This is a genomic window from Segatella copri (genome assembly GCF_026015465.1).
Lineage (GTDB): Bacteria > Bacteroidota > Bacteroidia > Bacteroidales > Bacteroidaceae > Prevotella > Prevotella copri_E.
In genome coordinates, this window is sequence record NZ_JAPDUQ010000001.1 from 918,042 (window position 1) to 938,275 (window position 20,234).

24 protein-coding genes are annotated in these 20,234 nt (G+C 43.2%); 3 read left to right on the forward strand and 21 right to left on the reverse strand.

What is annotated here, in order from left to right:
* Positions 1–10: 10 nt before the first annotated feature.
* Complete coding sequence (gene hpt, locus ONT08_RS03815) at positions 11–550, reverse strand: hypoxanthine phosphoribosyltransferase (protein WP_117586720.1); 540 nt, start codon at positions 548–550, stop codon at positions 11–13.
* Positions 551–716: 166 nt separating this feature from the next.
* On the opposite strand from hpt, the gene ONT08_RS03820 reads away from it, so the two are divergent.
* Positions 717–2,231: an NAD(P)H-hydrate dehydratase gene (locus ONT08_RS03820; RefSeq protein WP_254973715.1), complete on the forward strand. Its 1,515-nt coding sequence runs from the start codon at positions 717–719 to the stop codon at positions 2,229–2,231.
* A 29-nt stretch (positions 2,232–2,260) separates the two neighbouring features.
* Here the strand turns inward: ONT08_RS03820 and ONT08_RS03825 are convergent, their stop codons facing one another.
* On the reverse strand, positions 2,261–3,268 hold the full coding sequence (locus ONT08_RS03825) for a transcriptional regulator (protein ID WP_264959291.1): 1,008 nt from the start codon (positions 3,266–3,268) through the stop codon (positions 2,261–2,263).
* A gap of 275 nt (positions 3,269–3,543) precedes the next feature.
* Here ONT08_RS03825 and ONT08_RS03830 point away from each other — a divergent pair, with 275 nt between their 5' ends.
* On the forward strand, positions 3,544–4,350 hold the full coding sequence (locus tag ONT08_RS03830) for a DUF5106 domain-containing protein (protein ID WP_264959292.1): 807 nt from the start codon (positions 3,544–3,546) through the stop codon (positions 4,348–4,350).
* An 82-nt stretch (positions 4,351–4,432) separates the two neighbouring features.
* Here ONT08_RS03830 and ONT08_RS03835 read toward each other — a convergent pair whose 3' ends face one another.
* The 3 genes from ONT08_RS03835 to ONT08_RS03845 form a co-directional block, all read right to left on the reverse strand.
* Positions 4,433–5,446: a class II fructose-bisphosphate aldolase gene (locus ONT08_RS03835; RefSeq protein ID WP_117586715.1), complete on the reverse strand. Its 1,014-nt coding sequence runs from the start codon at positions 5,444–5,446 to the stop codon at positions 4,433–4,435.
* A 262-nt stretch (positions 5,447–5,708) separates the two neighbouring features.
* A complete protein-coding gene (locus ONT08_RS03840) occupies positions 5,709–6,935 on the reverse strand; it encodes a sugar MFS transporter (RefSeq protein ID WP_254973719.1) in 1,227 nt (408 codons plus the stop codon).
* A gap of 279 nt (positions 6,936–7,214) precedes the next feature.
* Complete coding sequence (locus ONT08_RS03845; protein WP_264959293.1) at positions 7,215–10,256, reverse strand: PEP/pyruvate-binding domain-containing protein; 3,042 nt, start codon at positions 10,254–10,256, stop codon at positions 7,215–7,217.
* A gap of 97 nt (positions 10,257–10,353) precedes the next feature.
* Here ONT08_RS03845 and ONT08_RS03850 point away from each other — a divergent pair, with 97 nt between their 5' ends.
* A complete protein-coding gene (locus ONT08_RS03850) occupies positions 10,354–10,968 on the forward strand; it encodes a septal ring lytic transglycosylase RlpA family protein (protein ID WP_264959294.1) in 615 nt (204 codons plus the stop codon).
* Between the two features lie 281 nt (positions 10,969–11,249).
* On the opposite strand, the gene ONT08_RS03855 is transcribed toward ONT08_RS03850, so the two are convergent.
* The 16 genes from ONT08_RS03855 to rpsN all read right to left on the reverse strand — a co-directional run bounded on the left by ONT08_RS03855 (position 11,250) and on the right by rpsN (position 20,229).
* The gene (locus ONT08_RS03855) at positions 11,250–12,074 is read right to left on the reverse strand and encodes a glycine zipper family protein (RefSeq protein WP_264959295.1); all 825 of its coding nucleotides are present in this window, start codon (positions 12,072–12,074) and stop codon (positions 11,250–11,252) included.
* A 175-nt stretch (positions 12,075–12,249) separates the two neighbouring features.
* On the reverse strand, positions 12,250–12,744 hold the full coding sequence (rplQ, locus tag ONT08_RS03860) for a 50S ribosomal protein L17 (protein ID WP_118200391.1): 495 nt from the start codon (positions 12,742–12,744) through the stop codon (positions 12,250–12,252).
* A 31-nt stretch (positions 12,745–12,775) separates the two neighbouring features.
* Positions 12,776–13,771: a DNA-directed RNA polymerase subunit alpha gene (locus ONT08_RS03865; RefSeq protein ID WP_118152793.1), complete on the reverse strand. Its 996-nt coding sequence runs from the start codon at positions 13,769–13,771 to the stop codon at positions 12,776–12,778.
* Positions 13,772–13,783: 12 nt separating this feature from the next.
* On the reverse strand, positions 13,784–14,389 hold the full coding sequence (gene rpsD / locus ONT08_RS03870; protein ID WP_006848811.1) for a 30S ribosomal protein S4: 606 nt from the start codon (positions 14,387–14,389) through the stop codon (positions 13,784–13,786).
* A gap of 57 nt (positions 14,390–14,446) precedes the next feature.
* A complete protein-coding gene (rpsK, locus tag ONT08_RS03875; RefSeq protein ID WP_022122153.1) occupies positions 14,447–14,836 on the reverse strand; it encodes a 30S ribosomal protein S11 in 390 nt (129 codons plus the stop codon).
* A gap of 21 nt (positions 14,837–14,857) precedes the next feature.
* Positions 14,858–15,238, reverse strand: coding sequence for a 30S ribosomal protein S13 (gene rpsM, locus ONT08_RS03880; RefSeq protein ID WP_006848813.1), 381 nt, complete (start codon positions 15,236–15,238; stop codon positions 14,858–14,860).
* A 99-nt stretch (positions 15,239–15,337) separates the two neighbouring features.
* Positions 15,338–15,454, reverse strand: a complete 117-nt coding sequence (rpmJ, locus tag ONT08_RS03885; protein WP_006848814.1) for a 50S ribosomal protein L36 — start codon at positions 15,452–15,454, stop codon at positions 15,338–15,340.
* Positions 15,455–15,471: 17 nt separating this feature from the next.
* On the reverse strand, positions 15,472–15,690 hold the full coding sequence (gene infA / locus ONT08_RS03890; RefSeq protein WP_006848815.1) for a translation initiation factor IF-1: 219 nt from the start codon (positions 15,688–15,690) through the stop codon (positions 15,472–15,474).
* Positions 15,691–15,979: 289 nt separating this feature from the next.
* Positions 15,980–17,317, reverse strand: a complete 1,338-nt coding sequence (secY, locus tag ONT08_RS03895; protein WP_118200389.1) for a preprotein translocase subunit SecY — start codon at positions 17,315–17,317, stop codon at positions 15,980–15,982.
* 4 nt (positions 17,318–17,321) lie between these two features.
* Positions 17,322–17,768 carry a 50S ribosomal protein L15 gene (gene rplO, locus ONT08_RS03900; protein WP_006848817.1) on the reverse strand — a complete coding sequence of 149 codons (447 nt, stop codon included), beginning with the start codon at positions 17,766–17,768 and terminating at the stop codon, positions 17,322–17,324.
* Positions 17,769–17,794: 26 nt separating this feature from the next.
* Positions 17,795–17,971 carry a 50S ribosomal protein L30 gene (rpmD, locus tag ONT08_RS03905; RefSeq protein WP_006848818.1) on the reverse strand — a complete coding sequence of 59 codons (177 nt, stop codon included), beginning with the start codon at positions 17,969–17,971 and terminating at the stop codon, positions 17,795–17,797.
* Between the two features lie 16 nt (positions 17,972–17,987).
* A complete protein-coding gene (gene rpsE, locus ONT08_RS03910; RefSeq protein ID WP_006848819.1) occupies positions 17,988–18,500 on the reverse strand; it encodes a 30S ribosomal protein S5 in 513 nt (170 codons plus the stop codon).
* Positions 18,501–18,506: 6 nt separating this feature from the next.
* Positions 18,507–18,851: a 50S ribosomal protein L18 gene (gene rplR / locus ONT08_RS03915; protein ID WP_022122151.1), complete on the reverse strand. Its 345-nt coding sequence runs from the start codon at positions 18,849–18,851 to the stop codon at positions 18,507–18,509.
* Between the two features lie 18 nt (positions 18,852–18,869).
* Positions 18,870–19,442 carry a 50S ribosomal protein L6 gene (rplF, locus tag ONT08_RS03920; protein WP_117694704.1) on the reverse strand — a complete coding sequence of 191 codons (573 nt, stop codon included), beginning with the start codon at positions 19,440–19,442 and terminating at the stop codon, positions 18,870–18,872.
* A gap of 14 nt (positions 19,443–19,456) precedes the next feature.
* Positions 19,457–19,852, reverse strand: coding sequence for a 30S ribosomal protein S8 (rpsH, locus tag ONT08_RS03925; protein ID WP_006848822.1), 396 nt, complete (start codon positions 19,850–19,852; stop codon positions 19,457–19,459).
* Between the two features lie 74 nt (positions 19,853–19,926).
* A complete protein-coding gene (gene rpsN / locus ONT08_RS03930) occupies positions 19,927–20,229 on the reverse strand; it encodes a 30S ribosomal protein S14 (RefSeq protein WP_006848823.1) in 303 nt (100 codons plus the stop codon).
* Positions 20,230–20,234 lie beyond the last annotated feature (5 nt).

Here is a 20,234-nt window from a genome sequence, read left to right on the forward strand (position 1 = left end):
GCTTCACCCCCTATTCTTCTACAATGGTGTAGATGTCGCGGAGGTTTCTGCCTTCTTGGTCATAATCCAATCCATATCCCACGATGAAATCGTTAGGGATTTCCATGACGGTATAGTTGATATCCAGGTCAACCTTCAGATTGCCCGGTTTTACGAGGAGCGAACAAATTTCGATGCTGGCAGGATTTTTATTCTTCAGTTCATCTATCATGTGAACCATGGTGAAGCCTGAGTCTACGATGTCTTCTATGATAATCACATCGCGGCCTTCCAAATCCTGGTTGATACCCATAAGAGTCTTCATACTGCCTGTAGAGCTTGTACCTTCGTAAGAAGCATACTTCACAAAAGATATTTCGCTAGGTATCGTAATCATTCGCATCAAATCGGCGGCGAAGATAAACGCACCATTCAACACTGCCAGAAAGACAGGTTTCTTGCCTGCATAATCCTGGTTGATACGATCGGCCACGACCTGTACTTTCTTCAGAATCTCAGCCTCAGGAATCGATGTCTTGAAGCTCTTATCCTTGATCTTTACTATGCTCATAGTCTGTTCTATAATAATATTTTCTGCAAAATTACGAAAAAAACATGAAACTTCGTGCTTTCATCAACTATTTTTTGTACTTTTGCATGAAAATAACCGTTTATCTGCATGAGTTGACAAATTATCACGACAGTTCGCGCAGATAATACTAAGATTATCAGATAATATGAAGATTTTCACAAGCGCTCAGATTCATGAGTTGGATAAATACACCATTGAGCACGAACCTATCAGTTCGCTCAACCTGATGGAACGTGCAGCCAAAGCGCTGACACGCGCCATAGAAGAGGAATGGTCTAACCGCACTCCAGTGGTTGTTTTCGCCGGTCCGGGAAATAACGGCGGCGATGCGCTTGCTGTGGCGAGAATGCTCAGCGAGGATGGATATGATGTAAGTGTATACCTCTTTAATGTACAGAACAAACTGTCGGCAGACTGTCTTGCCAACAAGAAGCGTCTGCTGGATGCAAAGAGAGTGAAATTTACTGAGATTATCACTAACCTGGACCCTCCTAAGCTCAATGCAGAAACGCTGGTGGTAGACGGACTCTTTGGTAGCGGACTCAACAAACCATTGGCTGGCGGATTCGCCGCGATGGTGAAATATATCAACCAGAGTCCTGCCAAGGTAGTAAGCATCGATATCCCTTCGGGACTGATGACCGAGGACAATTCCTATAATATCCATGCCAACATCATCCGTGCCAGTCTGACCCTTACCCTGCAGCAGAAGAAACTGTCGATGCTGATGGCGGATAACCAGCAGTACCTGGGCAGACTGCGCGTGCTCGACATCCGACTTTCCCAGGAATTCATCCAGAACACGGAGTGCCGGTGCCGCATACTCGAAGAGAACGACATCCGTCCGCTCCTGAAATCGCGCAGCGACTTTGCCCATAAAGGCAGCATGGGTAATGCGCTGCTCATAGCGGGAAGTTACGGCATGAGCGGCGCTTCGGTATTAGCCACCAAGGCTTGTCTGAGAACCGGTGCGGGCAAGGTAACAGCCCATACCCCAAAGCGGAATTATGAAATCATGCAGATTTCGGTACCTGAAGCGGTAGTGCAGATGGATGCAGAAGAAACCATATTCAGCGAACCGGTAGATACAGAGATGTTCGATGCGCTAGGCGTAGGTCCAGGATTGGGACAGAACGAGACAACAGCCATCGCCCTCATCGCCCAACTGCGCCGTGCTACCTGTCCGCTCGTCATTGATGCCGATGCGCTCAATATTCTTTCCAGCCACAGGGCGTGGATGCAGCAGTTGCCAAAGAATATCATCATGACACCTCATCCGAAGGAGTTCGACCGGCTTGCCGGCAATGCGAGCAGCAGCTGTACCGAAAGACTGATGAAGGCAAGCGAACTGGCTGAACGCCTCCAGGCATACATTATATTAAAGGGACATTATTCTGCACTCTGCCACCCCGACGGAAAGATTGACTTCTGCAGTACGGGCAACAGCGGTATGGCTACAGCAGGCAGCGGTGATGTGCTGACAGGTATCATCACCGGTCTTCTGGCAAGAGGATACAAACAGGAAGATGCCTGTCGCCTGGGTATGCATCTTCATGGTCTGGCTGGCGATCTTGCTGCCAAAGATCTGGGCAAAGAGAGCCTCATCGCCAGCGACATTATCCAGTATCTTCCGAAAGCATTTCTCAGATTGGAAGAATAATTATCAAGAAATAAGAATATCCATAAAAGTCAGGAGTTCTCGGCTTCTGACTTTTTTACTTGTTTCTGCGCATCATAGAACCTTACTTCCAAGGTTCTCCTCAAATCATCGCGACGGTCCATATTCAACTTTTTGCGAATATGGCAACGCTGGCTGGTGATATTTGATTCACTCTTATTGAGTTTTGCACAAATTTCCTTTAAAGTACGCCCCTGAAGAATCAGCTTGCATATTTCCTTTTCGCTGAATGTAAGCCCATCACAAACCTGATCCCATGCCATTCTATTCAATTCTTCATTAAACAGATGTTTAGAAGCATGGGTAATAATCTTCTGCCGGACATCAGGAGTCAGACGCTTCATCAGGCTTTCTGCTGCTTCCGGTTCATTATCCTTCAAATCGGCAAGCATATTCAACGCCTTGTTTTCAACCCGAGCCATCCGTTTCGGCTGGCGCAATCCCTTGGTTACAATACTCATATTATATACTGCCACATAAACCAGCATCATGAAACCCAGGAAAACAGTCTTCAGACTGAACAGAGCTGGCATAAGCGGAATGCTGAACAGGTATATCAGCAATATCGGTATCATACCCACCGTAATGATGGTACAAGTCTTATACAAAGCTTGGCTTAACGCTGTAATAGCCAGGATAAAGACGACAAACAGGTTGCAGACAACGCTCAAATTATCATCAGCCAAACCGAAATTGATGCAAAATACGCTATCAAGAGCCAGTTTGGCGAACATCAGAAAGTAAAGAGAAGAGATACCCTTCACGAAAGCTATCTTCCGTTTCCAAATCAGGAACTGCAGGATGCAGAACACGAATGTATGCAAACAGCAAAGGCTTAAGCCATAAGATTCTTTCATCACCAGAAAGAGCATAATATGATAAGGTATGATGATCAGCTCGCTTATCGTCAGAAGTAGAAAGGCGATAATGCGTCGGCGGTCTACCACACCACAATATAGAGGGCATAAATGATGCTCTACCCTCACAATCAGGTTTACCATGTCATTCTTCAGTTTCATTTCGTTTTGGTAATTTTCTTAAATCTTACTTATACTTTCGTAAGTCAAACGGCTCTTTTTCTAGGAAATTGCCATTTTTTAGGGACTTATTGATTTCGGCTGCAAAATTACAAATTATATCAGAAAAACTTGTTCAAATATCAGAAAATCGTACAACTTTAACGATTTTAAGCATAAATCAGCGTACTATTTTTATATTAAAAACCTTGCCACTTTCAATTTAATTTTGTAATTTTGCACCTGTTAGTAATATCATTAATTCCAATATAAAGATGATGGCAAGATTCATATTCCTCAGTTTCTTCATGCTGGTTGGAGCCTTAGTCCCAACCAAGGCTCAGAACAGTTTCCCATACCCTGCTCTGCCAGACAGCCTGCGAAGCGTAGAGCAACGTGCTGCATACCTGAGCGAGCACTATTGGGACAACTTCAACTTTTCCGACACCCTGGAACTGGCAAACAAGGAGATGGCAGAACAGGGCTTTGTCAACTTCATCGATATTCTGGCACGTTTCGACCAGGAAATAGCCCAGAAGGGGATTACAGCCTTTACAGCCAAAGCTTACCAGCAGAAAACATCCAAAGAGAAGTTTGAAAGCCTCATCGAGCATTATTATGAGAACCCTGAGTCGCCCATGCGCAACGACAGGGTATATGCCCTATTTCTGGAAGACATGGCTAAATCGCCATACTTCGATGAAACCGAGAAAGAAAGAATAGAATTTAATCTGAAACAGGCAAGAAAAAACTTGCCTGGCACACAGGCTATCAATATCAGTTTTATGCTGGAAGACAGCAAGCCTCATCAGTTGAGCGATTACCGGGAAAAGAAGGTTATCTTATATTTCTACGATCCTGACTGCGAGAACTGCCACAAGATATCAGCATGGCTCGACAAACAGACAATACCAGCCGGCATCAGTCTGCTCCGCATCGTTGCAGATAACCGATTGAGCACGATTTACGGGTTCAAAGCCATGCCAACCATTTACCTGTTGGATAAAGAGAATAAGGTGATATTAAAAGACTGTACACCTGAACAGCTCATGGAAACGCTAAGGGGAAATGAAAACAACAGATAGTATAATCGCGAAAAAAAGATAAAACAAAAGCGGGAACCCTTTCGGATTCCCGCTCATATCTTGTGTTGTAAAATCTCGAAGATTAGTCGAGGTTAGCCAACTTGTTGTCAGAATGAAGAACATCCTTGATCTTGTGGCTATAGAGGTCAACCATGTACTCACGAGCCTTACCGCAGTACTGACGTGGGTCGAAGTACTCTGGGTGAAGAGCCAATGTCTCACGAACACCTGCTGTGAAAGCAAGACGAGAGTCAGAGTCGATGTTGATCTTGCAAACAGCGCTCTCAGAAGCCTTAGTCAACTGCTCCTCTGGGATACCAACTGCATCTGGCAACTTACCACCGAACTTGTTGATGATATCAACATACTCCTGAGGAACTGAAGAAGAACCGTGGAGAACGATAGGGAAACCAGGAAGCTGCTCCTCAACTGCTGCCAATACGTCGAATGCCAATGGAGGAGGAACGAGGTGACCAGTCTTAGGGTCACGTGTGCACTGCTCTGGCTTGAACTTGTAAGCACCGTGAGAAGTACCGATAGAGATAGCCAATGAATCAACACCTGTACGTGTAGCGAAATCAACAACCTCCTCAGGCTTTGTATAGTGAGACTCCTCAGCTACTACGTCATCCTCAACACCAGCGAGGACACCGAGCTCACCCTCTACAGTTACACCGAACTGATGAGCGTAATCAACAACCTTCTTTGTCAATGCAATGTTCTCCTCGTATGGAAGTGCAGAACCATCGATCATTACAGAAGAGAAACCGAAATCTACACAGTCTTTACATGTCTCGAAGCTATCACCGTGATCGAGGTGAAGAACGATCTCAGGATGGTTGCAACCCAACTCCTTTGCATACTCTACAGCACCCTCTGCCATGTAGCGGAGCAATGTAGGGTTAGCATACTTACGAGCACCCTTAGATACCTGAAGGATAACTGGTGACTTCAAGTTTGAAGAAGCCTGGATGATAGCCTGGAGCTGCTCCAAGTTATTGAAGTTGAAAGCAGGAACGGCCCAACCGCCCTTGATAGCTCTTGCGAACATGTCCTTAGTGTTCACAAGACCGATTTTCTTGTAATCTACTGCCATAATTTTACTTAATTTATTGTTTAATGAAACATTCTTTTTTTTCTTATATATAATAAGGTGTAGAACTTATGAGGCTCTTTCCTTACCGAGTGCAAATTTACCTTTTTCTTTTGAGACAACAAAATGATAATTCGATTTTTCGTGTTGCAATCGAGTTAAAAAAGTTAATTCCGCACCAATACCCTACAAAACACAAAGCTTTTGCTAAACGCAGTTAGCAATTTAACATCTTTATATTTACATCTTTCTGTCCAACCGCCAGTTACTTCTTGGCAAGTTTATATTCACGAGCCGCATAAGCCAGAACGATGACAAATCCTATGAGCGGTACCAGGAAAGGAAGTGTGAAATGAGTACGGTCGGCGATGAGTCCCATCAACAGAAAACCGCAACCTCCTATTGGCGTCATCATCAGAAGTGAAGAGGCAGTCTTGGTAAGGTTGCCCAAACCCGTGAGGGCGATACTGAAGATGGTAGGGAACATGATGGCCTCGAACATATAGTTGCAAAGCAGGGCTACCAGCGATAGCTTACCCAGATTTGACAGGACTAAAAGTATACAGACAACACACCCCACAGCGCAGATCAGCAACATCGTTGTTGCCTTGATTCGGCGCATAATCCAGGAACCGAGGAATCTGCCTACCATAAAGAATGCCAGCGCACAAGTCAGGGCTACGGAAGCCGTGCGGTCGTCCATCCATTTCATGCCCGTAACGAAATTGATGAAGTAGGAATTGATTGAAATCTCTGCCACTTCATAGCTCAGCAAAGCCAGAAGTCCAAACACGAACATCTTGTGATGAGAAAAGAGTTTGCTGATATTAGAACCGGCTGCCTCATCTTCTGCTGTTGCCACATGACTGATTTCCGGTAAATCTACACGTGAGAAGACCAGAGCTATCACTAGCACCAGAATACCCAAAATGGTATAAGGCACCACCACATTGCCGCCCTCTTCGGTATGGTTGAAAAGGAACTGACCGATGCAAAGTGTGGCGAAAATGCCACCCAGTCCATTAAACGACTGCGATAAGTTCAGTCGGCTGGTAGCTGTTTCCTTGGCACCCAGTTCGGTAACATAGGGATTGGCGGCTGTTTCCAGAAACACCAAACCGCACCCGATAATGAAAAGGCAGAGCAGGAATGCAGAGAAACTGCCCACCGCAGCACCCGGGATAAAGAGCAAAGCGCCAATACCAAAAAGGAGCAGACCGAAGACTACGCCACGGCGATAACCATACCGGTTGATAAAGAAGCCAGCAGGTATTGCCATCAGGAAATAACCCAGATAGGTAGTAACCTGAATAAGGGCGGAATGAGTAATACTGATGTGCAGAGCATTCTGGAAGTGCTTGTTGAGCACATCCAGAATGGCACGAGCGAAGCCCCACAAAAAGAAGAGCGACGTAATGAGAATGAATGGGACAAGATATCTCCTGTCGGTTGTCTGATTTGTATCTGTCTGTTGTTCTGTTAACATATTCATAAGGCATTCATTTTAGCTGGGAACAAAGGTAAGGCTTTTCGATGGAAATTCCAAACTTTCCCAGGATTATTTGTTGTTTATATCAAATAAAATTGTCTTTACTATCAGATGAAATCTCCGTTCATAGACGCTGAACGGCGGTTCAACGTCGATGAATGGCGGTTCAACGTCGCTGAACGGACATTCAACGTCGATGAACGAAGATTTTATTCTACTGTAAATACATCTTTAACTAGAAATAGAACGTTTCTGATGGCTATTCAGAAACAACTCTTCCCGTCATTCCTTCGGAATCAAGACGGCTCCTTCCTGCTTCTTACCATCCATCAGAATTCTCATCGGGTGCTCAAAGCGCACATGGCGGACATATTGCGTCTCCTCTACAGCCGGCATGGCATCCAGGATTTCCTTATTTACAAAGCCGCCTTCACCTGTATTTGTATCTACCGTAAAGTATCCCACGCCAAAAGAGGTGAGGTTCTGGAAGAAGTGAGTACCCTGACTAGGATCGATATTGTAATTCTTCAGAGCCACCTCTACGATAACCCGGGCTGCGCTGATATGCGGCCACTTCACAGGTACACCCAGATAATGGTCGCTGGAACCCCAACGGCCAGGACCTATCAGCACATAGTTCTTGCCGTCAGCAAGGAACTTGCGGTTGATTCGTTCTATATCATCGGCTACATAAAAATTATTCATCGCAGAGAAGTGGTCATCATACTTCACATAAACTACATCAACCACATCTTCGCTGATGCCATGACCCAGCGAATTGTGCGAACGCAACAGGCAGTCGGAATCAGGGATAGCCTTCACATCTTCATCAAGCATCTCCTTGGCATCGACGATAGGACGAATCTGAAGAAGATAGAATTCGCAGCTCCTGTCATTATTGATATTGCAGGCAAACTCTATCTCCACAGGTCTGCGCATAGCCCCTGCTCCATACTTCATCGACATCTGCAGTATCTCTGGCAAAGGCACTACTCCATGCTGGAGCACACTTGAGAAAGTTATCAGTTTGCGGCCATTCTCATAGACTCCATCATTGATGACCTGATCGTACGGATCGAAAGTAGATGCGATATAGGTAAGGCTCTGGTCTTCTACGGCATCCTTCACCCGGAGTTTAAGAATATTAAAGCCATCATCCACCTTGAAATCATTGCCCACATGCTTCATATCCAGCGCATAGAACTGGGTCTGGGTGTCGCGCAGAGCCAGCTCGGTTTCCGATGTCTGGAGCACCTGATTCGGATGGTAAGGACAAACACGAAGGGTCTGACCTCCATCTACGATATATTTACCCAAGCCCAAGGCTAGACTGGCTATACCCTCTTCAGCCTCTTCATCACCTATCGGATAATAATTGAGCGAACGGAGCACACCGCTCATGGTAGGATAAAACCTTGTACCATAGTCTTTGCCCACAACCTGCTGCAAGATAACAGCCATCTTTTCCTGATCGATGACATTGCTCGTTGCGGTCATGTAAGCCTTCGAGTCGCGATAGAACACAGAAGCATAGACACCCTTGATGGCACAGGCCAGCATCTGCAGCATCTGATACTTATCTTCCAGATACGGAATCATATAGGTAGAATAGATACCGGCAAACGGCTGATAGTGGGCATCTTCGAGCAGCGAACTTGAACGGATTGCGATAGGACTCCTGGTTGCCTCAAAGAAGGTGAAGAAGTCGGCTATCAGCGAATCGGGCAGCTGGGCATGCAGGAAGTGCTTCAGAATCTCATCGTCGCTAGCATCACTCAAAGCTATCGGATAGAGATTGTTGCTCATCATGAACTCGTCGAAGATATCGGTACAGAGCACCACGGTCTTCGGAATCTGCACGGTGGCATTCTCATACTGGTTGAACTCAGGGTGACGCTTGATGACATTGTCCAGGAATGCAAGACCTCTACCCTTTCCGCCCAGGGAGCCTTCTCCGATACGGGCAAAGTGGGCATACTTGTCAAACTTCATGCGGTCGAAAACAGCCACTACACCGATGTTTTTCATGTGACGATACTGCACGATGGCATCGAAGATAATCTGTCGGTGAGCATCTACATCCTGTAATTTTTCCCAGGTAACATGCTTCAGGAAAGCTGATACAGGGAAGATGGCACGAGCACAAAGCCAACGGCTCATATGGTTGCGGCTGATATGATAGAGCATGGAATCGTTAGGAATATTGAAGATGTTATCCTGCAATTCCTTCAAACTATGAATGCGCATAATCTCCTCATGAGTCTTAGGATCACGGAATATGAAATCGCCAAAGCCCATGTGCTCTTCCATCAGACGGCGAAGATCTACGCTCATCTTCTTCGAGTTCTTGTCAACAAAGCGGAAACCTTCTGCCTCTGCCTTCGCACGGTTCTCACTTTCAGAACTTTCTATGATAAGCGGAACGAAAGGATCGTTCTCCCTGATATAACGGAAGAGTTGCAAACCTGCATCTGGGTACTTCTCGCGACCGAAAGTATCCGTACGATGCTTAGGCTTCTCTTCAGGCAGCACTTCATTACCAAAAGCTTTGGCAGCACTCTTTAACGGGAAACGTGCATCGCTGATTACACCCAACGTGTTATCAGAATACTTATCATACAGTTTCTGGGCTTCCTCGTAAGTACGAGCCAAGACCACCTTAGGACGGCCACGCATACGCATGGTAGCCGCATGCCGGTTCAGAGCCTCCTGAGAAAAATTCTTGCTCTGCTCCAATATATAATTATAAAGATTAGGCAATATAGAACTATAGAAACGGATAGAATCTTCTACCAGCAGAATCATCTGCACGCCTGCTTCCTGTATGTCATGTTCAAGATTCATCTTATCCTCTATCAGCTTGATGATAGAAAGAATAAGATTGGTGTTGCCAAGCCAGCAGAAGACATAATCGAAGATACTCAAGTCTTCATTCTGCATACGCTTGGTAATACCATGAGAGAAAGGCGTAAGAACAACACAATGGATATTGGGAAACTTACCCTTGATGTCGCGCGCTACGTCGAAGGCATCATTATCAGCATTGCCAGGCATGCAAATCACCAGATCAATGACGGTAGAACGCAGCACAGCAGCAGCCTCTTCGGTAGTAGAAACCTGAGTAAAGGTTGGCGGATAGCGGAGCCCCAGCTCCATATATTCATTATATATCTTCTCTTCGATACGTCCATCATCTTCAAGCATGAACGCATCGTAAGGATTGGCTACAATCAGTACATTGTAGATACGGCGCATCATCAGATTCACAAACGATACGTCTTTCAAGTAGAATTTATTCCACTCCTGAGGTATATTATTTTCCATAAATGAAGTTAAAGTTTGTGCAAAGATACTGATTTTCTGAGATTTACTTGCATCTTTCAACATTTTTTTTTATATTTGTGCCATAAAATATGAAGATATGGTTACAAAATCTTTCATCACAGCCATCTTGGCTATATTCAGCCTGGTTCCATGCTACGGACAAAAGCACCAGCACGGCAAGGCATCATATTACTCTAAAAGAGCAACAGGTGCCCGTTCTGCAAGCGGCCAGAGAATACATCATGACAGTTTAACATGCGCACATCGGTTTTATCCCTTCGGAACGCACCTCAAGGTTACAAACCTTAGCAATGGCAAGAGTACTATCGTAAAAGTCATCGACAGAGGGCCGTTTGGAAGAGGTAGAATCATTGACCTATCATGGAAGGCTGCAAAAGAAATTGGTATGATTGCACAAGGCGTAGCTTCTGTAAAAGTTGAAATGGTGGAAAACCCGATTCCTTACAAGCCAGAGGACACAAAATTGCCTAAGGTTGATTTCGAAGTGGCTGAAACTGTATATGAATTTCCAAACAAGTGGGGAACCACTGACAGGAATAAGGAAAATCATCACAGCAGTAAAAAAGAAACAAATAAAATTACTTCAAAGGTAATAAATAAAACAGAGCACCATAAAAGCAAAGAGGTAACCAAGGCTGAATTTAAAAAGCACAATACAGATAAAGCAAAAGGTAAAGAGGGTGTGTCATAAGTTTATGATTCACCCTCTTCTTGTTGTTGGATGAGATAGGATATGTTGTTGGAAGAGATAGGATATGTTATTGAGACAGTCAGTATCTTCGGCCGCACAACAGCTGTTGTGCGCTTGCATAACAGCTGATATGCGCATGCATAACAGCTGATGTGCATGCGTTGGTCAACTGTTATGCGCCAACTATTATCCAGACTTATGACACACCCTCTTTACCTTTTTATATATAACAGAATCCTAAAATGAGATACTATCACACATTTCATTTTCATACCGGAATGTTATCTGGATTTTGTCGGAATATCAAACTGATTAACCTTAGAAATCGTCTTACCGCCTTGTATAACTGAAACACAGAAACAAGCTGTACCATTCTTCAAACGGTTATCAGTCTTGACCATTGCTGTATATCGAATCACATGGCCAGGAGCAATACTTTCTACATGAACACTTGGAGATATGAAAATATGCTTATTGCCGGTAGTCTCAATAACGGTAGGAACTACATCAAATAAAGTGTGAGGTCCGTTATTTCGGATTTCAAAAATAACCTTGGCTGTTTCATTCCGATTCAAAGTATTGTCCTCATTTGAATCAACAAAACGAGCATTCATTATTTCCAAAGATGAGGAATAAGCATAATTCTGACCAAGTTTTTCCAGTGTAGAACTAGGAATAGTGGCAACAGGCTGCTGAGCACTATAACTTCCGGTATAATCCCTATCATTGAAATCATAAATCCTATCATCACCAGAATTAGTTGAATCAAAGATTTCGTCATTGGAATAAACAGGTGAAGATTGCTGATAAACTCCATCCTGATAAGAGTGATTATCACGGTGTGATCTATCTCGATAAACAGATTCTCTTTGCTGCTGGGACTTCTGGTCAGCCTGACTACCTACTGCCGCTCCAACGGCAGCACCGCCAGCCATGCCAATAATAGTACCCATATCAGACCCCCTAGGACCACCAGACAAGCCACCAATAGCAGAACCAAGAATAGAACCAAATGTGGCACCAGCATAAGCACCACTTCCCGTATAAGTATCGCAGCTACTCAACAGCAAAGAAGAGCAAGCTACAAAAAACATAATCTTTTTCATCTTCATTAAGCTTGAAATTTCTGGTGCAAAGATACAAAGAACTTAAAGAATAAAAACAAAAAAATCCCTAATAATGATTAGGAAAAACCCTAAAAGAGCAAAAAGTTTTGATTAGAGACAAAAAAAGCGCCCTTGTCAAGACAAGGACGCTAAATTTATCTGAGATGATTGAAAATTATTCAGCCTTTGGAGCCTCCTCAGTTGCAGGAGCCTCAGTCTCAGCTACAGGAGCCTCTTCAGCCTTTGTTGCCTTACGACTACGACGAGTTTTCTTAGCAGCAGCCTTCTGAGTCTTAGCCATATTCTCATCAAAGTCAACGAGCTCGATGAAAGCAATCTCAGCTGCATCACCCTGACGGGTACCCAACTTGATTACGCGAGTGTAACCACCTGGACGGTTAGCTACCTTCTCAGCTACCTCACCGAAGAGAGCCTTAACAGCATACTTATTCTGAAGATAACGGAAAACTACACGACGTGAAGTTGTAGTATCGTTCTTAGAACGAGTAATCAATGGCTCAACATACTTCTTAAGAGCCTTTGCCTTTGCGAGGGTCGTAGTGATTCTTTTGTGCTCGCTCATGATAAGTGATGAAGCCATGTTAGCCAACATCGCGTTACGATGAGAAGCAGTACGACCTAAATGGTTGAATTTCTTATTATGTCTCATTTTTTGTTTTTACTTTTTGGACTACGAACCTTTAAGATTCCTTGTCTAATTTATACTTTGAAATATCAGTTCCAAAAGACAGATTCAGACTCTCGAGCAAATCATCAAGCTCTGAGAGCGATTTCTTACCAAAGTTGCGGAACTTCAAGAGGTCAGTCTTGTTAAACTGAACCAAATCACCAAGAGTCTCAACATCAGCTGCCTTCAAGCAGTTGAGAGCACGAACACTAAGATTCATGTCTACGAGACGAGTCTTAAGCAACTGGCGCATATGAAGAACCTCTTCATCAAACTCCTGATTACTCTCCTGATCCTGTGTCTCAAGAGTAATCTTCTCATCAGAGAAGAGCATGAAGTGATAAATAAGAATCTTCGCAGCCTCTTTCAGTGCATCCTTTGGACTAATGGAACCATCAGTTGTAACTTCAAGTACGAGCTTATCATAGTCGGTCTTTTGCTCAACACGATATGGTTCAACAGCGTACTTTACGTTACGAATAGGGGTGTAGATGGAATCGATTGGGAGAACGTTAACGTCAGTGCAGAATTGACGATTCTCATCAGCAGGAACATAACCGCGTCCCTTATTAATAGTCAAATCGATCTGCATCGAAGCTTTGGCATCTAAATGACAAATCACCAAATCAGGGTTTAACACTTCAAATCCAGTCAGATACTTACCGATATCACCTGCTTTGAATTCTGTAGAATTCTCAACGGTGATACTAACTTTCTCATTCTCGAATTCTTCTACTACTTGCTTGAATCGAACTTGTTTGAGATTCAAGATAATGTTAGTAACATCTTCCTTTACACCAGGAACTGAAGAGAACTCATGCTCAACACCCGCAATGCGGATAGTGTTAACAGCATAACCCTCCAATGATGAAAGGAGAATGCGGCGCAAGGCGTTACCAATGGTAACACCGAAGCCAGGCTCCAAAGGACGGAATTCAAACTTTCCGAACTGGTTATCAGCCTCTAACATTACTACTTTATCAGGTTTTTGAAATGCTAATATCGCCATTAATGTAATGATTTATTTAGAGTACAACTCAACGATTAACTGCTCCTTAATATTCTCTGGGATGTCGGCACGCTCTGGCTTGTGTAAGAACTTACCGCTCTTTGAATTATCGTCCCACTCAATCCATGGGTACTTGCTATGATTGAAACCTGCAAGAGCTGCTTCGATAACCTCGAGAGACTTAGACTTCTCACGAACACCAACAACCATACCAGGCTTAACTGCGAATGAAGGGATATTAACTACCTTACCATCAACAACGATGTGCTTGTGACCAACCAACTGACGCGCAGCAGCACGTGTTGGAGCGATACCAAGACGGAATACAACGTTATCAAGACGGCACTCGAGATTCTGAAGAAGAACCTCACCAGTAATACCATCAGCCTTAGCAGCCTTATCAAACATATTACGGAACTGACGCTCTAATACACCATAAGTGTACTTAGCTTTCTGCTTCTCTGCCAACATGACACCGTACTCAGACATCTTACGACGACGGTTGTTGCCATGCTGTCCAGGAGGGAAGTTTCTCTTGGACAAAACTTTGTCAGCGCCGAAGATTGGCTCACCAAAACGACGCGCAATTTTAGATTTCGGACCTATATATCTAGCCATAATATTATATAAATGCTATATTGTTTGTATCTTAATTAATAATGCTAACCTCAAGCGTTATACACGACGACGCTTTGGAGGACGGCAACCATTGTGTGGTAATGGAGTTACGTCAACGATTTCAGTAACCTCGATACCTGCACCGTGAATAGCACGGATAGCAGACTCACGACCATTACCTGGACCCTTAACATAAGCCTTAACCTTACGAAGACCAAGATCAAAAGCGACCTTTGCACAATCCTCAGCAGCCATCTGAGCAGCATAAGGAGTGTTCTTCTTAGAACCACGGAAACCCATCTTACCAGCAGAAGACCAAGAAATGATCTGACCCTCATTGTTAGCAAGAGATACAATAATGTTATTGAATGAGCTATGAACGTGAAGCTGACCGATAGCGTCAACGCGTACATTTCTCTTCTTAGATGTTGCTTTTTGCTTTGCCATAATTAATTTCCTCCTTCAGAATTACTTAGTAGCCTTCTTCTTATTAGCAACAGTCTTCTTCTTACCCTTACGTGTACGAGCATTATTCTTTGTGCTCTGACCGCGAACTGGAAGACCATTACGATGTCTAACTCCACGATAGCAACCAATATCCATCAGTCGCTTAATGTTCATCTGGATCTCTGAACGGAGATCACCTTCAACTTTGAACTCAGCGCCGATAATTTCACGGATCTTAGCTGCCTGATCATCAGACCACTCGCTAACCTTCAGGTCACGGTTTACACCGGCCTTATCCAATATCTTTGCTGAACTACTTCGACCAATACCGTAGATATAGGTCAATGCGATTTCGCCACGCTTATTCTGGGGCAAATCTACTCCAACAATTCTTATTGCCATTGTTTAAATAAATAATTAAAAAATTAATACCTTTCGTTTAAAGCGGTGCAAAAGTACAACTATTTTTTGAAATAACGGCACTTTTACAATACTTTAACATTAGCCCTGACGTAATTTCATCTTAGGGTTCTTCTTGTTGATAACGAACAGACGACCTTTACGACGAACGATCTTACAGTCAGCTGAACGCTTCTTTAATGATGCTCTTGTCTTCATAACCTTATATATGATTATTATTTGTATCTAAAAACAATTCTACCTTTGGTAAGGTCATATGGACTCATCTCCACCTTTACCTTATCACCAGGTAAAATCTTGATGTAATGCATTCTCATCTTACCAGAGATATGAGCTGTGATGTCAACTCCATTCTCTAATTCTACTCGGAACATCGCATTTGACAATGCTTCAACAATTGTTCCATCTTGCTCAATAGCGGCTTGTTTTGCCATAATATAAATATTTGTCCTTCTTAATGTTAAACTTCTACGAATGAAGATAAAATTGTGCTTTATCTTTTCGAGCAACTTTGTGCCATCACTATCAGATAAAAATCATAATTAGATGACATATTAGCGGGAAAAGGCTCTCCAAGTGGATGAGGAATTACCTATCCAAATGGAGAGTCGTCTCACATAATATAGTAAATTCAAGTCAGCTTTACTTTAAGATGAAGTAAAACTGCACTCTGAATAATTTCATCTTCTGTCTTCAGAAATTTCTCATTTCAAAAGAAAAAGATTAATATGCAGCAACACCACCCTGACGCGTATGGCCTGAATTCAAAAGACCATCATAGTGGCGCATAAGCAAATGACTCTCGATTTGTTGTAATGTGTCAATGACAACACCAACCAAAATCAATAGAGATGTACCTCCAAAGAATTGAGAGAAAGCTTGCTGTACATCGAGAAGTCCTGCTAATGCAGGCATGATTGCAATAAACGCAATAAATAACGAACCTGGTAAAGTAATACGAGACATTACGGTATCAATGTACTCAGCTGTATCCTTTCCTGGTTTTACGCCAGGAATGAAACCATTGTTACGTTTCATATCCTCAGCCATCTGAGTAGGATTCAATGTAATAGCTGTATAGAAATAAGTAAATGCAATAACCAAGATTACATAAACAACATTATATAGCAAGCTACGATTATCCATCAACTGCTGAACAACACTACTAGCATTTTCAGACTGATAGCGAACTATTGCCAATGGAATAAACATTAAAGCCTGTGCAAAGATGATAGGCATTACGTTAGCTGCAAAAAGCTTCAAAGGAATGTACTGACGCGCACCACCATATTGCTTATTTCCAACCAAGCGTTTAGCATACTGAACAGGAATCTTACGTGTACCTTGTACCAAAAGTATTGAAGCACAAACTACAGCATAAAGGATAAGAATCTCTACAATGAACATGATAAGACCACCACCTGAAATTGCCTGCAAACGAGAAGTTACCTCCTGAACGAAAGCCTGTGGCAAACGGGCGATAATACCAATCATAATAATAAGAGAGATACCATTACCTACTCCCTTGTCTGTGATACGCTCACCTAACCAAAGGATAAACATACTACCTGCAGCCAAGATAATTGTTGCCGGTATCATGAATACCGTCCAACTAATACCTGTGGCTAGAGCATTGGCAGCCTGCATTTTCAAATTCAAAAGGTAACTAGGAGCCTGAAAGACCAAAATGGCCACAGTCAGGACTCTAGTATACCATTGTATTTTTTTGCGGCCGCTCTCGCCCTCGCGCTGCATCTTCTGGAAATAAGGTACAGCAATAGCAAGAAGCTGCATAACGATTGAAGCTGAGATATAAGGCATAATTCCTAGTGCAAAGATAGATGCATTGGAAAATGCACCACCAGAGAACATGTCCAATAGCGACATAAGACCGCCAGAGGTCTGCGACTGAAGTTTTTCCAACATGCCCGGATTGATACCTGGAAGTACCACAAACGAGCCAAAACGGTAAATAGCCGTAAACAGAAGAGTAATGAGGAGTCTCTGGCGGAGATCCTCTATCTTCCAACAGTTCTTTAGTGTCTCAATAAACTTTTTCATTTACTTAGATTATAGTTGCGTTACCACCTACTGCCTTGATTGCTTCTTCGGCAGTTTTTGAGAAAGCATTAGCTTCAACTTCCAATTTTGCTTTAAGTTCACCGTTACCGAGAACCTTTACAAGCTCCTTGCCGTTTGTGAGGCCAGCAGCCTTAAGTTCCTCAATACCGATTTTAGTAAGGTTCTTTGCTTCAGCAAGAGCCTGAAGAGTTGAAAGGTTTACTGCGAAGTACTCCTTATGGTTGATATTCTTAAAACCAGCCTTTGGAACACGACGCTGCAATGGCATCTGACCACCTTCAAAACCAATCTTTCTCTTATAACCAGAACGAGCCTTGGCACCCTTATGACCACGTGTTGAAGTACCACCGAGACCAGAACCTGGACCACGACCAATACGACGACGTGAATGGGTAGAACCTGCAGCAGGTTTCAAATTATTTAATTTCATAATCGTTCCTAATTTAAAAAGATTAATTAATCAACTACACTTACGAGGTGATGAACCTTACGGATCATACCACGGTTGCTAGGAGTATCCTCTACCTCAACAACCTGAGAAATCTTGTGGAGACCAAGACAAGCGAGAGTACGCTTCTGATCTACTGGAGCACCGATTTTACTCTTAATCTGCTTGATTTTAATTGTTGCCATATTCGATTTTTCCTAATTAACCGTTAAATACTTTATCCATACTGATACCACGCTCACCTGCTACAGTATAAGCATCACGCATCTCTGCAAGAGCTGCGATAGTAGCCTTCACAAGGTTATGGGCATTTGAAGAACCCTTAGACTTAGCGATGACATCCTTGATACCTACGCTCTCAAGTACTGCACGCATAGCACCACCGGCCTTCAAACCAGTACCGGCTGCAGCTGGCTTAATAAGAACCTTAGCACCACCAAATGAAGTTTCAACCTCATGAGGTACAGTACCCTTGAGTACAGGAACCTTTACCAAGTTCTTCTTAGCAGCTTCAGTACCCTTTGCGATAGCAGCAGTAACCTCACCTGCCTTACCAAGGCCGTAGCCGATTACGCCATTACCGTCACCTACAACGACGATAGCAGCGAATGTGAAAGTACGACCACCCTTTGTAACCTTAGTTACACGGTTGATAGCAACCAAGCGATCCTTAAGTACTTCTTCGTTATTTACTTTTACTTTATCCATTGCCATAATCGTTTAAAATTTAAGACCACCATTACGAGCACCTTCAGCCAACTGCTTTACACGACCATGGTAAAGGTAACCATTACGGTCGAAAACTACTGCCTCAACGCCAGCAGCCTTAGCCTTCTCAGCAATGAGCTCGCCAACCTTAGTTGCCTGCTCCTGCTTAGGCATCTTCTCCAAACCGAGTGAAGAAGCTGATGCAAGTGTAGTGCCTGTCAAATCGTTAATAACCTGAGCGTAAATCTGCTTGTTAGAGCGGAATACACTAAGACGTGGACGCTCAGCTGTACCGTTCACACTCTTGCGAATGCGGAACTTTATCTTAATTCGTCTTTCTACTTTCTTTGTTGTCATAATCGTAAATAATTAAAATTACTTAGCTGAAGCACTCTTACCAGACTTTCTGCGAATAACTTCACCCTTAAAGAGAATACCCTTACCTTTATAAGGCTCAGGCTTGCGGAAAGAACGAATTTTTGCACAAACGAGTCCCAACAACTGCTTGTCGCAAGACTCCAATGTCAAGATTGGGTTCTGGTTTCTTTCAGACTTAGTCTCAACCTTAATCTCCTTAGGCAACTGGATGAAAATAGGGTGAGTGTAACCCAAAGCAAACTCAATGATATTACCCTGGTTAGAAACACGATAACCAACACCTACCAATTCCAAAACCTTTGTATAACCAGCGCTTACACCAACAACCATGTTGTTAACGAGAGAGCGATACAAACCGTGGAAAGCCTGCTTCTGCTTAATATTTACAGGACTATTTTCATCGATTTCAAAGCTAATCTGACCATCTGCATTATTAAACTTGATAGATGGATCAATCCACTGAGAAAGTTCACCCTTAGGGCCCTTTACTGTACAAACATGAGAAGTCTCATCATAGTTTACAGTAACACCTGCAGGGATACTAATTGGCAATTTTCCTATTCTAGACATATAAAAGCCTCCAATTAATAAATATAGCAAAGAACCTCGCCACCGATCTTAAGATCAGAAGCTTCTTTGTCTGTCATTACACCTTTGGATGTAGATAAGATTGCAATACCTAATCCGTTAATAACTCTTGGCATGTCCTTGTAACCGGTATACTTACGCAAACCTGGAGTTGACACGCGCTTCAAACACTTGATAGCGTTTTGCTTTGTAGTTGGGTTGTACTTCAAGGCAACCTTAATTGAGCCCTGAGGACCATCCTCTACAAACTTGTAATTGAGGATGTAACCTTTCTCGAAGAGGATCTTAGTGATCTCTTTCTTCAAGTTAGACGCAGGAACTTCTACAACACGGTGATGAGCCATGATTGCATTTCTGAGTCTTGTCAGATAATCTGCTATTGGATCTGTCATAAAATATAAATGTTTAATTAATCGGGACTACCCCGACAATATTAAATAAAAAAATATTCTTACCTTTGAAAGGATTACCAGCTAGCCTTCTTTACACCTGGAATCAAACCAGCAGAAGCCATCTCACGGAACTGGATACGAGAAATACCGAACTGACGGATATAACCCTTTGGACGACCAGTAATCTTGCAACGATTGTGAAGACGGATTGGGTTTGCATTCTTAGGGATAGCCTGAAGCTTACGAGCTGCCTCGTATGCTTCGGCTGGATCATTAGAAGTTGCAATAATCTTTTTCAGTGCTTCGCGCTTTTCAGCGTAACGAGCTACAAGCTTTGCACGCTTAACCTCGCGAGCTTTCATTGATTCTTTTGCCATATCTC

Coding starts and splice junctions, on each gene's coding strand:
- hpt (WP_117586720.1), bottom strand. CDS start 550: ATGAGCATAGTAAAGATCAAGGATAAGAGCTTCAAGACATCGATTCCT.
- ONT08_RS03820 (WP_254973715.1), top strand. CDS start 717: ATGAAGATTTTCACAAGCGCTCAGATTCATGAGTTGGATAAATACACC.
- ONT08_RS03825 (WP_264959291.1), bottom strand. CDS start 3,268: ATGAAACTGAAGAATGACATGGTAAACCTGATTGTGAGGGTAGAGCAT.
- ONT08_RS03830 (WP_264959292.1), top strand. CDS start 3,544: ATGGCAAGATTCATATTCCTCAGTTTCTTCATGCTGGTTGGAGCCTTA.
- ONT08_RS03835 (WP_117586715.1), bottom strand. CDS start 5,446: ATGGCAGTAGATTACAAGAAAATCGGTCTTGTGAACACTAAGGACATG.
- ONT08_RS03840 (WP_254973719.1), bottom strand. CDS start 6,935: ATGAATATGTTAACAGAACAACAGACAGATACAAATCAGACAACCGAC.
- ONT08_RS03845 (WP_264959293.1), bottom strand. CDS start 10,256: ATGGAAAATAATATACCTCAGGAGTGGAATAAATTCTACTTGAAAGAC.
- ONT08_RS03850 (WP_264959294.1), top strand. CDS start 10,354: ATGGTTACAAAATCTTTCATCACAGCCATCTTGGCTATATTCAGCCTG.
- ONT08_RS03855 (WP_264959295.1), bottom strand. CDS start 12,074: ATGAAAAAGATTATGTTTTTTGTAGCTTGCTCTTCTTTGCTGTTGAGT.
- rplQ (WP_118200391.1), bottom strand. CDS start 12,744: ATGAGACATAATAAGAAATTCAACCATTTAGGTCGTACTGCTTCTCAT.
- ONT08_RS03865 (WP_118152793.1), bottom strand. CDS start 13,771: ATGGCGATATTAGCATTTCAAAAACCTGATAAAGTAGTAATGTTAGAG.
- rpsD (WP_006848811.1), bottom strand. CDS start 14,389: ATGGCTAGATATATAGGTCCGAAATCTAAAATTGCGCGTCGTTTTGGT.
- rpsK (WP_022122153.1), bottom strand. CDS start 14,836: ATGGCAAAGCAAAAAGCAACATCTAAGAAGAGAAATGTACGCGTTGAC.
- rpsM (WP_006848813.1), bottom strand. CDS start 15,238: ATGGCAATAAGAATTGTTGGAGTAGATTTGCCCCAGAATAAGCGTGGC.
- rpmJ (WP_006848814.1), bottom strand. CDS start 15,454: ATGAAGACAAGAGCATCATTAAAGAAGCGTTCAGCTGACTGTAAGATC.
- infA (WP_006848815.1), bottom strand. CDS start 15,690: ATGGCAAAACAAGCCGCTATTGAGCAAGATGGAACAATTGTTGAAGCA.
- secY (WP_118200389.1), bottom strand. CDS start 17,317: ATGAAAAAGTTTATTGAGACACTAAAGAACTGTTGGAAGATAGAGGAT.
- rplO (WP_006848817.1), bottom strand. CDS start 17,768: ATGAAATTAAATAATTTGAAACCTGCTGCAGGTTCTACCCATTCACGT.
- rpmD (WP_006848818.1), bottom strand. CDS start 17,971: ATGGCAACAATTAAAATCAAGCAGATTAAGAGTAAAATCGGTGCTCCA.
- rpsE (WP_006848819.1), bottom strand. CDS start 18,500: ATGGCAATGGATAAAGTAAAAGTAAATAACGAAGAAGTACTTAAGGAT.
- rplR (WP_022122151.1), bottom strand. CDS start 18,851: ATGACAACAAAGAAAGTAGAAAGACGAATTAAGATAAAGTTCCGCATT.
- rplF (WP_117694704.1), bottom strand. CDS start 19,442: ATGTCTAGAATAGGAAAATTGCCAATTAGTATCCCTGCAGGTGTTACT.
- rpsH (WP_006848822.1), bottom strand. CDS start 19,852: ATGACAGATCCAATAGCAGATTATCTGACAAGACTCAGAAATGCAATC.
- rpsN (WP_006848823.1), bottom strand. CDS start 20,229: ATGGCAAAAGAATCAATGAAAGCTCGCGAGGTTAAGCGTGCAAAGCTT.